Origin of the sequence: Nocardia sp. NBC_00881 (assembly GCF_045207455.1) — a bacterium.
In the GTDB taxonomy this organism is placed as follows: domain Bacteria; phylum Actinomycetota; class Actinomycetes; order Mycobacteriales; family Mycobacteriaceae; genus Nocardia.
Genome location: NZ_CP108798.1, coordinates 3,791,164 through 3,806,092 on the forward strand (window position 1 = coordinate 3,791,164; position 14,929 = coordinate 3,806,092).

Annotated in this window: 10 protein-coding genes; 5 read left to right on the top strand and 5 right to left on the bottom strand. The window is 65.0% G+C overall.

The genetic code is table 11. From position 1 onward, the window contains the following. Window positions 1–233: 233 nt before the first annotated feature. The gene (locus OH799_RS15820) at window positions 234–632 is read right to left on the bottom strand and encodes a hypothetical protein (RefSeq protein WP_406280942.1); all 399 of its coding nucleotides are present in this window, start codon (window positions 630–632) and stop codon (window positions 234–236) included. A gap of 638 nt (window positions 633–1,270) precedes the next feature. On the opposite strand from OH799_RS15820, the gene nrdF reads away from it, so the two are divergent. Beyond that, window positions 1,271–2,233: a class 1b ribonucleoside-diphosphate reductase subunit beta gene (gene nrdF / locus OH799_RS15825; protein WP_357263833.1), complete on the top strand. Its 963-nt coding sequence runs from the start codon at window positions 1,271–1,273 to the stop codon at window positions 2,231–2,233. 73 nt (window positions 2,234–2,306) lie between these two features. On the opposite strand, the gene mgtE is transcribed toward nrdF, so the two are convergent. Continuing rightward, window positions 2,307–3,671, bottom strand: coding sequence for a magnesium transporter (gene mgtE / locus OH799_RS15830; RefSeq protein ID WP_406280945.1), 1,365 nt, complete (start codon window positions 3,669–3,671; stop codon window positions 2,307–2,309). Window positions 3,672–3,843: 172 nt separating this feature from the next. Between mgtE and OH799_RS15835 the strand changes: the two genes are divergently transcribed. Beyond that, window positions 3,844–5,841 (top strand): hypothetical protein, encoded by a 1,998-nt coding sequence (locus tag OH799_RS15835; protein WP_406280947.1) that lies wholly within the window; start codon window positions 3,844–3,846, stop codon window positions 5,839–5,841. Between the two features lie 80 nt (window positions 5,842–5,921). On the opposite strand, the gene OH799_RS15840 is transcribed toward OH799_RS15835, so the two are convergent. Further along, window positions 5,922–6,752, bottom strand: coding sequence for a hypothetical protein (locus tag OH799_RS15840; RefSeq protein WP_406280949.1), 831 nt, complete (start codon window positions 6,750–6,752; stop codon window positions 5,922–5,924). 180 nt (window positions 6,753–6,932) lie between these two features. Further along, on the bottom strand, window positions 6,933–7,106 hold the full coding sequence (locus tag OH799_RS15845) for a hypothetical protein (protein ID WP_406280951.1): 174 nt from the start codon (window positions 7,104–7,106) through the stop codon (window positions 6,933–6,935). A 1,320-nt stretch (window positions 7,107–8,426) separates the two neighbouring features. Here OH799_RS15845 and OH799_RS15850 point away from each other — a divergent pair. The 3 genes from OH799_RS15850 (at window position 8,427) to OH799_RS15860 (ending at window position 12,920) form a co-directional block, all read left to right on the top strand. After that, window positions 8,427–9,557 (top strand): hypothetical protein, encoded by a 1,131-nt coding sequence (locus OH799_RS15850; protein WP_406280953.1) that lies wholly within the window; start codon window positions 8,427–8,429, stop codon window positions 9,555–9,557. Window positions 9,558–9,593: 36 nt separating this feature from the next. Continuing rightward, window positions 9,594–9,872, top strand: coding sequence for a hypothetical protein (locus tag OH799_RS15855; RefSeq protein WP_406280955.1), 279 nt, complete (start codon window positions 9,594–9,596; stop codon window positions 9,870–9,872). 219 nt (window positions 9,873–10,091) lie between these two features. Next, window positions 10,092–12,920, top strand: coding sequence for an AAA family ATPase (locus tag OH799_RS15860; protein WP_406280957.1), 2,829 nt, complete (start codon window positions 10,092–10,094; stop codon window positions 12,918–12,920). A gap of 1,068 nt (window positions 12,921–13,988) precedes the next feature. Here OH799_RS15860 and OH799_RS15865 read toward each other — a convergent pair. Next, window positions 13,989–14,429, bottom strand: coding sequence for a hypothetical protein (locus OH799_RS15865; protein WP_406280959.1), 441 nt, complete (start codon window positions 14,427–14,429; stop codon window positions 13,989–13,991). Window positions 14,430–14,929: the final 500 nt, after the last annotated feature.

Consider the following 14,929-nt stretch of genomic DNA (forward strand, 5'->3'; position numbering starts at 1 on the left):
ATCTGGCCAAGAGCGGCGCCGCGGGCGCCGGGATGGCGGTGTATGTATGGCATCTCACTCACCGTCGGCGTCGCCGAGAGATCGCAGAACACCCAGTCGGGCAACGGGTCAGGTCCACAGCCCGGCAGCCGACCGCCCGGCGGCGGCGCACCCGGCGGTCCGCAGCCCAGGTAGAAATTCGGCCCCCAGCCGGTTTCGACGGGCCCAGAGGCCGCAACTCGTCGAACTCACAACTATTCGATTGCGAGCTGCCGGGCCAGCGCCCAGATCACCAGTACGTCGATGGCGATCATCACCAGTGCCCAGAACGGATAGATCGACGCGAACAAGAAGTTGTCCAGAATGCTGATCGCCGCCATCACGATGCCCGCGAGGTAGCCCCAGGTCTTGCCCGTCACGATGCCGGCGCCCGCACCGACGAAGAGCACAGCGATCACCAGGTGGACCCATCCCCACGCGGTGACGTCGACCAGGAACACCTGGTCCTCGGTCACCACGAAGATGTCACGCCCCGCGATCGCCGCGATGGCCGTCAACAGGTGCAGGACACCGGCGACGAGGATGAGCACGCCCGCGAAGATCGCCATGTCGCTGAGCACCGGACGGGTGCTGATCGGGCCGGGACTGGTCATTGCACACTCCTTCCGTAACGCGCGGTACACCTGTCGGCCCAACGTAGCCGCTCACTTGGTCGAATCAGTGCAGGTGGCGGGGTGGGTCACCGGCGAGACCCGTCCTGGCGCCACGTCGGCGAGGCGCAGAGCCAGGGTCTGCCGGAACGCGGCGGTCGGTCGCGGGGCGTCGGTCGCGGCCGGGTGACTTCCGGCACTGCCAGTTCCCGGCGCGGTGGGAGAATCGAGGAATCGTCGCGTCCGGCAACGGTTTCGCGGCCGATCCGAGCGGAACGTCCGCACCTGCGCCGGGTGTCGGCGGCCCGTCGAATCAGGCCGACTATCGCCGATGGGCAAACTTTTAGCGATCGATATGAGCGGTCTGGACCGATGCTGTCGTCGCACACGGCATGCCGCACAATAGGGGCCGCGTGCGGCACTGTGTCGGTTTTCGCAGCGCCTGCGGTGCTGCGTGTTCGCGGCCCTCGTAAGACTCGCACCCGACTGGGTAGGAGACGACTTCGGTTTGTTCCGCACGTGGACGCATACCGTGGCGACACAAGGTGTTGTGCTACATGGACTCGTCACCCACAAGGAGTAGTGTTCCAAGGGTAGGCATCCCCTAACAGAAGCATGCTCGGGAAAGGCGTGGAGACAGGATGAAACTGATCGATCGGGTGTCGGCCATCAACTGGAATCGGGTGCCCGACGAAAAGGATGCCGAGGTCTGGGACCGGCTGACCGGCAACTTCTGGCTGCCGGAAAAGGTCCCGGTCTCCAACGATATTCCCTCGTGGAACACCCTGACCGCCGACGAGAAGCAACTGACCATGCGGGTCTTCACCGGCCTCACCCTGCTGGACACCATTCAGGGCACGGTCGGCGCGGTGAGCCTGATCCCGGACGCGCTCACCCCGCACGAAGAGGCGGTGCTCACCAACATCGCGTTCATGGAGTCGGTGCACGCCAAGAGCTACAGCTCGATCTTCTCCACGCTGTGCTCCACCCGCGAGATCGACGAGGCGTTCCGCTGGTCGGAGGAGAACCGCAACCTGCAGCGCAAGGCGGAGATCGTGCTGGCGTACTACAACGGCGACGATCCGCTCAAGCGCAAGGTTGCCTCCACGCTGCTGGAGAGCTTCCTGTTCTACTCCGGCTTCTACTTGCCGATGCACTGGTCGTCGCGGGCCAAGCTCACCAACACCGCCGACATGATCCGGCTGATCATCCGAGACGAAGCGGTCCATGGTTACTACATCGGCTACAAGTACCAGAAGGGCCTGGAACTGGTCAGCCAGACCGAGCGCGACGAGCTGAAGAACTACACCTTCGAGCTGCTGTTCGAGCTCTACGACAACGAGGTCGAATACACCCAGGACCTCTACGACGAGGTGGGCCTCACCGAGGACGTCAAGAAGTTCCTGCGCTACAACGCCAACAAGGCGCTGATGAACCTCGGCTACGAGGGCTTGTTCCCGAAGGACGAAACCGACGTGAACCCGGCCATCCTCTCGGCGCTGTCCCCCAACGCCGACGAGAACCACGACTTCTTCTCCGGCTCGGGCTCGAGCTACGTGATCGGCAAGGCCGTCAACACCGAAGACGAGGATTGGGAGTTCTGAGCCTTCCGCACCGACCGCATCCGGCTCGGCCCGCTCGGGACCGGGCCGGATGTGTCCGCGGCGATGATTCGCCTCAGATCCCGAGGACGAGCTTTGCTGTGGTGAAGTAGATGATCAGGCCGGTGGCGTCCACCAGAGTGGTGACCATCGGCGCGGAGACGACCGCGGGATCGATCTGCAGCTTCTTGGCCAGCAGCGGCATGGTGCCGCCGATGGTGGCGGCCCAGCCACAGATCAGGACCAGCGTGATGCCGACGACCAGGGCGATGCGCGGTCCGACGAACAGGGCGCCGATCACCAGGCCCGCGGCGGCCAGCAGCGATCCGAGCACCAGCCCGACCCGGCATTCCCGCCAGATCACCTTGAGCAGGTCCGACACCCTGACCTCGCCGACGGCCAGCGCACGCACGCAGGCGGTCGCGGCTTGCGCGCCCGCGTTGCCGCCCGCCCCGATCAGCAGCGGAATGAACAGCGCGAGGTGCGCGGCCTGCCGCAGGGTGCCCTCGAAGAAGTCGGTCACGCTCACCGTGAGGGTCGCGGCGAACAGCAACAGCAGCAGCCACAGCGCGCGATAGCGGGCCAGCTGGAACACCCCGGCCGCCATGTAGTGGCCCTCCCACGGCGCCGAGCCCGCCTGCCGAGCCACGTCCTCACTGTCGGCGGCTTCGATCACCTCGACCGCGTCATCGATGGTGAGCAGCCCCACTAGCCGGTCCTCGCTGTCGACGACCGGCAGGTTGATGTCGTTGGTCTCGCGCATCAACCGGGCGGCCTTCTCCGCGGAGTCGGTGGCGCGCGCGAAAGCCGGTTCCGTGACGACTAGTTCCGACACCATCGTGTCCGGCTCGCTGAGCACCAGCTCGCGTAGTTCGACGATGCCGGTCAGGCGCCTACCCGAGTCGACGACGGGCAGCGTGTACACCGTCTCGGCGTTGCCGCCCTTGGCCCGCACCATGCCGAGCGCCTCGGCGACGGTCAGGGCGCGCGGCAGCGCCACCACCTCGGGCGTCATGTACTGCCCCGCGGAGCCCTCCGGGTAGCCGAGCAGGCTCGCGGTGATCCGTCGCTCGCGCGGGCTCAGCCCGGCCAACGCCTTCTTGGCGACTTTGGCGGGCGCTTCGCGCAACATGCGGGCCCGGTCGTCGGGTGCCATGCCCTCGACCAGGTCGCGGAAGTTCTGGTCGCGCAGGCTCTGCAAGATCTGCTGCTGATCCACCGGCTCGAGTTCCTCGAAGACGGCCAGCGCCAGGTCTTTGTCGAGCAGCCGGAATGCCATCCCGGCCCGCACCGCGTCCATGCGGGCGAGTTGGTCGGCGATGACGTGCGGCGGATGGTTGTCGAGCCAGTCGAGCGCGGCGGCCACACGGTGGCTTTCGACGATGTCCTGCAGGGATTCGGACAGCGTCGGACGTACTTCGATGATGTCGGTCTGCGACATGGGGACCTCAGCACATTGCGTGAGTGAATGGAGAACGCGAGATTCACACCGCGGGCGCCGGCCCCCACCGTCGCGACTATCTAGAAATGCGAAGGGGCGGCGCCGCGCGGCGTTCGACTGGGAGGTTCGCTGCGCATCGCAACCCCACCTCCTTCTCGTCGCTGCCGCGGACTTGGACGCCCGCACCATTCAAGAAAACACCCTAAGGACGAGAACCGTCCTTACGCAGAATACATGGCTTCGGCGCCAGTCTCACCACGGTGATCGCCGTTACGCACACCGGCTTCGCGGGCTCGGCGGTCGCCGCCACCGCACGTGCGACGTCGCCCCGGGTTGGGACGTGGCCGCACCCGCTCGGGAATCGGATCAGGCTGCGCGCCGAACAGCTGCCGGTACGGCACCACATCACGCAGCGCGCGGCGCCTTCCCACTCTCGGGAAACCACGTCGGCGGGCGCGAAAATGAGCTGAGGACAAGGGAGGAGGCGAGCGTGGGGCAGTCTCTGCGGATCGACGACGATCAGCTTCGATCGCTGGTCCCGGAGTACGAGACCATCGGCGACCTAGCGCATCAGGCCCTCGCGCGGCTGAAAGCCAGTATCGAGCGCGAGGGAAAATGCTGGGGCGAAGACGACCCCGGTCGCTCATTCGAGGAGACATACCTGGCGGATGCGGAGAAAGCAGTAGAGAGCCTGGAGAAGACGGTTCAGAGTCTCCGTGAAGAGGGAAAAGTCGTCGCAGGCATCGCCGATGACTTCCACGACAATGATCAGGACGGCGGCCGCCTGATACGTGATGCGGCAGACCAGAGGACCGGCCTCCGTTCGGTCTCGCCGACGGATCAGGGCCTCAATGGGTCCGGATATCCGGATTTCCCGATCTCCTCCCCCGAACCCACGCCAGCTCCAGCTGGTTCGGACCCAAGCGCCGAGGCCGCTTCGAACCCGTCCGACACAACTCCTTATCCGTTCGATACAGACCCTCATCCGTTCGATACAAACCCTTCCGGCACGGCAGGCGGGCCGAACGGTTCCCCGGACAGTTCGCAGCCATCCGGCACGCCGCAGACTCCGACTGCGCCCGGGAACGCTGAACCTGCTGCTCCTACACCAGATGACACCGCCGACAACCCGACCGGTGGGAATCCGAACAACCTCGCGCCTGCGCCGGGCTCGACCGCTCTACCCGCTGCCCGCGATACCGCACGCCCGGCCGCGCCCCGGCCGAATATCACTGCCGCATCGGGCGATGGTCCGTCGACCGACCGCAAACAGGCGAATACGCCATGGTCGAAAACCGCGCCCGAAAACAACACTCCACCGAGGGTTTCCGCACCTAATAATCAGGGGTCCAGCCCCGGCATGCCGAGAATGCCCGACTCCCCCGCCCGGAATTTCGCGCCGTCCCCGTCGGCGCGGAAGTCGAAATCCCGTGTCATCGAACCGAAATCCGTATCGCCGCACCCGTGGGTGATCAACGGCACGGGCGACGACAACAACGCCGGAATCGCGCGAGAGTTGTCGGATCGGCACGATCTGGAAGTCGTCGGGTTCGATACTCCCGGTGTCGATGAGCACACAGTTCGCGAGATTGCCGCCGCGATCGATGATGTACTCAGCGGACATCCCTACCTCGACGTTCGCCAGATCGCGGTCGCGGACTGCGGCGAGGAGGTCGCTCGGCTCGAGTGGGATTGGGTCGCGGGTTCCGCCGGCCCGGAAGCGTTCACCCGCCGGATCACACTCAACACTCTTGTCGCCCGCGATCCAGGGAAGTTCGCCGAATATGTTCGTGCCGCAACGCTATCGGGAGCGCTCGCGCCAGGATCGGACAGACGACCGGTGTACTCGACGATCGTCCGTGAACTCGGACATGCGCTCGATGTCGCCGGCGGCTTCGGAGCCCGCCAGACGGCGGAGAAAGTATTGATCGCCGACTACACGCGAACTCACGGCGCCGAGCACGAGGACGCGGCGGTCAGCGGCGACCGGCAGTGGCGCGGCCAGTTGAGTAGCTACGGATTCTATGAGGGCCGTTTCGACCCCGGTATGGCCTTGGCCGACGCGTTCGCCGAGGTCCAGCTGAACGGGCCAGGCGCGCGGCAACCAGCGAAAGTGTTGCACCAGTTACTCATCGACACGGCGCGGCGACACTCGGGGGCGAGGTCGTGAGACTCGGTAACCGATACACCATAGACGAACGACGCGACACGTTCGAGGCCGAACTCGCCGCAGCGGTCGTAGGCAGACCACTACGCGCACACGTGGGACTCGGCCCGGACACCGACAAGTCGCTGATCGCAATCGCCTTCGCCCACCCGGACATCCCGAGTGATCTGGTCGCGACAGCGCGCCGCACGTTCGCCATGGAACTGGCTGTCGCCGCCGATGTCGCGGCACCAGACGATTCGGATGCCGTTCCGGAGGGTACCGCCGTGGCCGTGGAGCGCACCGCGCTGCCGGAGTAAACCGTCGTGACGCTGCAGATTCCACCGGAGTTCCCAGACTGGCTGGTCAACAGCGTGCTGGGGTATTGGCCCAAGGGCGACGAGGATGCCTGCCGCCGACTCGGCGACAGTTGGTCGGATACCGCCGACACATGCATCGCCCTCGCGAAGCGCCACGACACCTTGGCAGAAGCCGAGAAGGCAGCGACCCAAGGCGTCACCGGCGAGGCCAAAGCAGGTCGGAACTCGCAGCTCGGCGACGATTTGCGCAACCAGGCCGCGTATGCCGACAACATGGCCCAACAGTGCTATGAGAACGCGAACAACATCGAATTCACCAAACTGCTGATAATCGGCACCGGATTCGCTCTGCTCGCGCAACTGGCTGTGGACGTCGCGCTGCTCGCACCCGGCGCGCTCAAAGCCGCTGAGGACAAAGCCGCCGCCGACACGACAATGCGGATCGGCCGCAACGAACTGCTCAACAAGATCAAGGGAGCCGGGGCGCAAGCCATGGCCCACCGCAAAGGTATACCCCTTGCCAAGGTCACGGCGATCGGCGTCGCGATCGGCGCGGGGACCAATGCGATAGTCAACGCCGGCGCCCAGTTCTATCAGGAAATGGTGCTCGGTCACGGCGACGGCGATATCGAATGGGATCAAGTGGGTGACGCCGCGATCGTCGGTGGCATCGCCGGTGGTGTGGGTGTTCGCGTGGCCTCACGTTTCGCACCTCGCATCAACAACGCCGTCTCCAAGGTCTTCCGGAACCCGACATCGAATGGGGCGAGATACGGTGCCCAAGTCAGCGCGGGGCTACTGATCGGCGGGGTCGGCGGGGTCGCGGGTGGCGTCGCAGGCGTCGGGGCGCAGATGGTGGTCTCCGGCCACATACCTTCCGAGCAGGAAATCAAGGGAGCTCTCATCACCGGCATCGCCGGTGGATTCGTCGGCGCGGCCTCCGTCTTCGCCCGGCCGGTGTTGCCACACACCCCTGCCAAAACCACAACAAGCGAATCGTCGGACGGTGGAACAAAAGGATCGCCGGACGGTGAAACGAACGGATCGCCGAACAACGGGCAGCCTGGCAACTCGTCGCCATCGTCGCCGGAGGGTGCCGGCACCACCCGATCATCCGACGAACCGACGCCGGGAACCAAAGCAGGACGAGACGAAGAGGGGACATCGTCTGCGGCGCGTAAACAGGGGGCACAGTCCGGCGAAGACGGCTCCTCGACTGGGCCTCGCCAGCAAGCGACCCCACAACACCACCCGAACGCAACCCCACAACACCACCCGAACGCAACCCCACAACACCACCCGAACGCAACCCCACAACACCACCCGAACGCAACCCCACAACACCACCCCGACGCGACCCCGCCACGCGCCGATGCACCGGCGACCTCACGCGCAGACGAGGCAGCCCGACTACGCGACGCGATGACACGGCTACGCGATGACGCGGCAGCCCGGCTGCACGATGCACTAGCCCAACCAGGCCACGATGCCGCAGCCCGACTACGCGACGCGGTGCCCCAGCCAGGCGAGGGTGCGGCAGCCCGGCCCCGCGTCGATGCGCCGGCTACCTCACGCGCAGACGAGGCAGCCCGACTACGCGACGCGATGACACGGCTACGCGATGACGCGGCAGCCCGGCTGCACGATGCACTAGCCCAACCAGGCCACGATGCCGCAGCCCGACTACGCGACGCGGTCACCCAGCCAGGCGAGGAGCCCGCTGCTACACCGTGGTCACGTGAACGGCCCGAAGGCCATGAAGAACCCGCTAGTCCGAGCGGCAGACCGCCTCGCGGAGAGGAAACACCACCCCGCCCCCGCGAAGAAGCAACACCACCCCGCCCCCGCGAAGAGCCAACACCACCCCGCCCCCGCGAAGAGCCAACACCACCCCGCCCCCGCGAAGAGCCAACACCACCCCGCCCCCGCGAAGAGCCAACACCACCCCGCCCCCGCGAAGAGCCAACACCACCCCGCCCCCGCGAAGAGCCAACACCACCCCGCCCCCGCGAAGAGCCAACACCACCCCGCCCCCGCGAAGAGCCAACACCACCCCGCCCCCGCGAAGAGCCAACACCACCCCGCCCCCGCGAAGAGCCAACACCACCCCGCCCCCGCGAAGAGCCAACACCACCCCGCCCCCGCGAAGAGCCAACACCACCCCGCCCCCGCGAAGAGCCCCGCGCTGCACGCGCGGAGGACGCCCAGGCCAAAGCCGCAGAGGAGGCGAGGGCTGCGCTCAGTCCGGAGGAGCGCGCCCGCTTGGGGGCTCAACCTGGAGTACTGCGGGTGGAGGGCGACTGGTCGAATCGGGAATTCCTGCCACCGCTCGACGGCCACAGGACGCGCGCGTTCACCAAGGACGAGATTGTCCAGAGGTGGGAGGCGAAGATCGGCCGGAAGATGACGCCCCAAGAGCTTGCGACACTGGAGTGGGGATGCGTCGGTATCGCGAGCACGTTGGCCGGTGTTCCCGGTCACCCGCAGTACAACCTGGTCTTCAGTGATCCGACAACCTACCCCAGGCAGTTCAAGGCTGACGAGAAATTGGCGCCCTTGGAACAAGCCAACAATAACCTGAACCAGGCAAAGAAGTCGCTGCGGAAGGCGGAAGAACAGCTTCGGGATGCCAAGAAAGGGCTGGGTAGGTCCCAGCGGTCGTCGCCTGAAGTGAGTAAGGCCAAGGCCGAGGTCGATCGTTTGAAGACACTCGTCGAAAAACGTCGCGAACAGGACCGAGCGGCGGCCGCGAAAATCAGTCTCACTCCAGAGGAAAGGCGGAGCCTGCTCGCTGAGCGGGCCGCGGCGCAGGGCGAGCACAGTAAACGCAGCCTGGATCTGGTCCGGGATGTCAAGAGGAGGATCGAGGACGTTATTGCACGCGGGCCGGCGAACAAGGAAGAATTTATACGTATGAAGAATGAGGATTCGGTGCTTGCGCGGGTGCGCGGGTTGGAAGCACAATTCCTCCCGGCCGGGAACCCGGCGACCTGGGATGTGGTCACGTGGGCTAAGGACTTCTATTCCGGTCAGGATGTCGCGCGCGATAATCTTGGAAGAGTATTGATCAACCCCGACACGGGCAGGCCGTGGCCGGTGGCGACCGCGCCGAACCCTGCAGCATTCGAGCCGGATCCGGTCACCGGCCAGGTAAATATGTCGCGAGATCTCAACTTTTCGAAGGCCGCGGGCATGGGGAACTTCGACTTCAATACGGAGGTGGCGCCGGGCCTTTGGGCAGATGCCAATCACATGGAGTACCGTCCCGGCGACCCGCGGCGCGACGATCCGGGGCCGATGGGTGGTCCGATGAAGGTCTATCTGAGCCGGGAGGAAGATCTCCATAGCTATGGTGGCAGAATATTCGGCGCGTACTACGATAGTCGCGTGTACGGGCTCAGCATCCGGAGCGTTATATAAGGTCGATGCAAACCTACCGCCCACCAGCGAGGAACGATGAATTTCGAAGAATACCTGAACGAAGAGGTTACCTTGTTCGGCATTGCCGAGAATTCGATGTACGGGGCGATTGTGATGTGCGGCCCGAGATCCCTTGTCTACATCGACGGACTCGACGAATGGAGTGGAGCGGACGAATACAAGACCGTCGAGGTCTCGGGTACCCTGGTCGCGGAGGGCGACGACGCCGACCTCTACACAGAGGATGGTGCTGTCAAGCACGGCGTCGGCCGCCGCTACATCCTGAAGGACTCCACCTGGGAGCTCTTGAACTGATCCCCGGCCGCGTCGTGGCGGAACCGCTCTCCATTCCGTCGCCGGGCTCCGCCTCCTCTCCGGGGCCGGGACCGACTTGCCGAACACCCCGGCCCGAGCTACGCCTTCAGATCGCCATCGGCGGAGAACCTCGGCAGTGGGCGTTGCGACTACTCAGGGGGGGCGGACGCCAAATGCTTGGATCGCCGTACCTGGTTTCGCGGGGTCTAGACTTGCGGGGTGCGGCGAGCAACTGCCCAATTCGTCGGTCGGGTGAGCGAGCTGGGGCAGGTCTCGGTCCTCATCGAGCAGGCCGCGGCGGGCCGAGGCGCAATGGTGTGGGTCGATGGCGAGCCCGGTATCGGCAAGACAACCCTGCTGGACCAAACCGGGCAGCTGGCCGAATCGCGGGGTTTGCAGGTGTTCCGGGGTGCCGCCAGAGAGCTGGAACAGCACATTCCTTTCGCGGCGGTGCGTTCTTGCCTATCGACCGATCGGGGAACGCAACACCCGCTGACGGAGCGCGTTCGCACTCTGCTGCGGGGCGAGGGCGTGCGTGACGACGGGGCGATCAGCCACGAGTTCGTGGTTGTCGAGGCCATACTGGCGCTGGTCGAAGGGCTGTGTGCCGACGGGCCGGTGGCGGTGATCCTGGACGATCTCCAGTGGGCCGATCCGTCGAGCCTTCTTGTAGTGCGGAGTATCGCGGAGATCGTCTCGGAGCTTCCCCTGTTGATGATGCTCGCGGCACGCCCGTTGCCCCGGGGGACGAGTATGTCCCGATTGCTGAGCGATCTCGATGACCGGGGCGCGGAGCGGATGCATCTTCGTCCCTTTGCCGGCAACGAGGTGGATGCCCTGGTGCGAAACCAGCTCGGTGCCAAGCCCGGACCTGAGCTGACGGCGGTGATGACGGGCGCGGGTGGCAACCCGCTGTACGTGACCGAACTCGTGGCCGGTCTGGTCCGAGCGGCCAGAATCACCATTGTCGACGGCATCGCGACCTCCGTCGATGGCGGCGCCTCCGACGAATCTCGCAAGACTCGGCTTCCGGCGTCACTGTCCGAGGCGATCGTGCAACGGCTGGACTTCCTGTCCGAAGCTGCCAGACGCGTGCTGGCGGTGGCGGCAGCGCTCGGCCCGCAGGTGGAGGCGGTGGAACTCGCCGAAGTATTGGGCGGCCCAGTCATCGATATCTGGAACGCCATCAGCGAAGCTATGGACGCGGGCATCCTGATTCGCTCGAACGGAGAACTAGCTTTTCGGCACGACCTGATTTGGCAGGTGTTCGCGGACCAGGTGCCGGAATCCACCCGCCGCAGCCTGCAGTTGCGGACCGCGCAGGTGTTGATCTCGATGGACGCCCCGGTAGAACGTGTCGCCAACTGTCTGACCGCCGGTTCGGGCCCACTGGACAACCGCAGTCTCGAGTGGTTGATCGGGGCGGCCGGCCTATTGATCATTCGCGCTCCAGAGCTGGCCGTCAGCCTGCTCGAACGCGCGGCGACCACCTCGAATGTCGATTCCGCCGACCGAGACATCGTGCGGATGCGGCACATCCAAGCGCTGCTGTGGAGCGGCCGGGCAGAGGAGGCGGAAACCGCTGCGCGAAACGCTCTGGCGGCCCTACCCTCCGCGGACCGCCAGAGCGCGGACGGATTGCGGTGGTTGCTGGCTCAGGCATGCTTCGGCCGGGGCAATCTCAGGGAGGCGGTCGCCGTTACCGAGGCCACTCTGGCTCAACCAGGTCTTTCTCAGCAGGAGCAGGGTCGCCACCACGGCTTTCGTGCCCTCACTTCCTTCTTTCTCGAGGACTTCGCCGCAGCCGAGGAGGCGGCGACGCGCGCGGTGTCGGTCGGTGACGCCTGCGATGACAAGGTGGCAAGTGGATTCGGCTATCTCACCCTCGGCGCGCTTCGCTACACCGAGGGATATCTCGACCGCGCGTTGGAACTGGCCAACCGGGTCGTGGTCGCCTACGAGACGGGGATTCGGGGTCAGGACCACTCAGACCAGTTCGATCCTTACGTATTGCTCGTCCACTGTCTGATCGAACTCGATCGATCCATCGAGGCGGATGAGGCACTGAATGTCGCGATACCGCACGGCGGTGTGTATCTCGCCTCGAATCTGCTCGCCCGTGCTCGACTGAACTATCTCGAGGGGCGCTGGGAGGATGGGTTGGCCGAGATTCACGCCTGCCTGGAGGCGCCCGACATCTTCGGTTACGCCAACGTCGCGCATAGTCAAGCCGCGCTGATCGCGGTGCACCGAGGAACGTTCGTCAGCGATCCCGACACGATTCCGGACGTGGACGATCGGTTGGGTAGCCGCGGCTACCTACAGTTCCGACCATTGGTTCAGGCGCTGGCCCACGAGTCGCAAGGGCGACCGGACCAAGCGTTGGAAATCTTGTGGGGGATGTGTGGCCGAGTCGCGGCGGGGTTGACCGCCTCCACGTTGTACATCGTCTACCCCGATGTGGCGCGACTGGCGGCGACATGCGGCGCGAACGACATCGCGGCGGCGGTTACCGCGGCTGCCGAGCTGCTCGTGACGCGCCAGGCAACGCCCAGTAGGCGAGGCACCGCACTGCTGTGCCGAGGCTTGTCCGACCGCCGCCCGGAACTGCTCGCGGAGGCCGCGGAGTGCTTCCGTATCGCGGGCCGGCCGTTGTACGAAGGCCAGGCGCAGGAGAACCTCGCTGTGGTCCTCGCCACCTCCGAACGAACGGCCGAGGCTCGATCGGCCTTGGACTCCGCCATTGATCTGTACGGGGACCTCGACGCCGAGTGGGATATTGCTCGAGCTGAGGCACGGCTACGTCAGCACGGGATCCGACGCGGCAGGCGTGGTCCGCGCGGGCGGCCGAAAACTGGGTGGACGGCGCTGACTCCCACCGAGCAGAAGGTCGCCCACTCGGTGGCTCAGGGGCTGTCGAACTCGGATATCGCCGACCGAATGTTCTTGTCCCGGCGTACGGTGCAGTCACATGTGTCCAGCATCCTGGCCAAGCTCGGGTTGAGTTCTCGCGTACAGGTGGCAATAGAGGTCGCGGGCAAAGCCTGAGGACCGAACTTCGGGCCAGACCGTGAAACCACACCTGACCTGTGGATTCCCTCGATCGTGAGTCCTCACGCCGGGTCCCGCGGGTGCCTCCGGCCCCGGTCTGCGTGACGGGCACTGCACTCGCTTGTCCGAGCCCAGCAACGTGGGCTTCGTACACAGGTTCTGTGACGGGCCGGCAAGAAATTCTTGATGCTACGTCTCATGGCGGATGTTTCTCGGCACCAACAGGCGCAGGTTGGTAGCTGCACAACCACTCGTGTACGAGTCTCGGAGCGGAGGAGAACGTCATGACGGATGGCGAAGGCGACAGGCCTTCCGCGACGCACGCCGCTCAGCATGCCACGCGCGCCCTCATCAGTGAGATAATCCCAATGAATCCGATTGATAAACAACGCCACATACGGGTCGAATTCCACGGATACCCACCGTTGGATTACAGAGCCGAACGGTCGGCCGCCGAATTATTCGTGGAGTCCGCGCGAAACCGTGGCATGAGAGTCTTTGTCGATGACGACGTCCAGCACACGATGCGCCCCCTGCCTTGCCGGCGACTCTGGACATCCTGAACCGTTACCTGAAGTGGCACCGAGCCCAGGTGAGTCAGCCCCCGAACCGTGACCGAGCACGGTGCGAATAGCCTGGAAGTCCCACGGTGACAGGTAACGCGCTGCCCGATGCTCTGGCGACGCTCCCCGGTGCGACCGGCTCACGGCGCAGCTCGTCGCCGACGCCTTGGCCTTCGAGCTGGCCGCGCTAGACGGGCAGACCACGCTGCTGCCGAAGACGCGACCGGTACCGGGGCTTGGTCGTCAAGCGCGTCCGGCACTGGCTGCGGGCGATCCAGCCGGCACCATACCGATCTTCGCCACGGTCGATGCGATGGACCACATGAACTCGGACGACACAACCGCTGTCTACGAATGGCTCGCAACGACTTCGACTCGAACAGCTGTTCCGGGAGGGTTTACCGCCGAAGACGGAACGAAGACCTTCACACTCAGCGAGCTCATGGTCGACAAGAAGTGCGTCGGCCCGCAACCGGTCCCGTGGTGGGTTCGGCAGCACCGCTCACGTACCCACTGCTGATTCCAGGTTCGTCAGAAATTCCTCGGCCAGAGTCTTCAGCTGGTCCAGCTCCACTTGCCCATGCGTTGACGCTGTGACGAGCAGGCGTTCACCACCGATAGTCATAACCACCGCCAGATCCCAGGCCTCCAGGTCCTTGCCGATGATCGCGTTGCGGCCGAAGCCGGCGAGAGCGCCGATACCTGTCACACGCTGGTAGTCACCGACGGTTCTGTCGTCTTCGAGCGTTTTGAACGCCGAATCCAGCAGCTCCTGGTCGGCCCCATCCATGGAGGTGGCTCTGACTTCTGTAGAGAAATTCGAAAGAAGTCCCGTGTCGTATCGACAATCGTAGGACACGATGGACCCCACACCCCTTTTCTCCCCTTCCCGGCTCGCGACCTCGACGTTCAACGTTTTCTCGATCGACTCGTCGCTGACCAATTCACATATTCTCCCCTCGGTCAGCCTCGCCAGCACCGAAGAGTCAGTTGACGACGATACTGATGAGCAGGACGTCGAGAAGAACGGCGGCACAGGTGCTCATGATCACCCGGAACATGACACTCCTTCATGAGTTTCCAGCGTCCGCGGTATCGCGGCGCAGACGCCCGGTAAGCGTAGTCCGCGTCTCGATGACCCTGTAGCAGCAGTTTTGGGTGGTGGTTATCACGGCTCCTGTTCGAGTCGAAAGAATAACGGTGTGGCACATAGCTATTCGGGACTCGAGCGTCCAGCATTTCACCCGCTCGACCCGTCGCTCAGCGATCGAGCGCGCGATCCACGTATGTGGGTGAAGTCCAAGAATCCTTCGTGGGTACGGCGCGAAACAATCGTCGCCGTTCGACCTTGCCGAAACCTTAACGATTGGCAAGTGCGAACCGGCGCGGGACAGCCTGGCCGCGGCTCTCACGGGGGTGCACCCCACAACGATCCGCCCCCCT

What these genes read in the sequence shown, in the direction of transcription:
- OH799_RS15855 (WP_406280955.1), top strand. Translation starts at nt 9,594, where the DNA reads ATGAATTTCGAAGAATACCTGAACGAAGAGGTTACCTTGTTCGGCATT.
- OH799_RS15820 (WP_406280942.1), bottom strand. Translation starts at nt 632, where the DNA reads ATGACCAGTCCCGGCCCGATCAGCACCCGTCCGGTGCTCAGCGACATG.
- nrdF (WP_357263833.1), top strand. Translation starts at nt 1,271, where the DNA reads ATGAAACTGATCGATCGGGTGTCGGCCATCAACTGGAATCGGGTGCCC.
- mgtE (WP_406280945.1), bottom strand. Translation starts at nt 3,671, where the DNA reads ATGTCGCAGACCGACATCATCGAAGTACGTCCGACGCTGTCCGAATCC.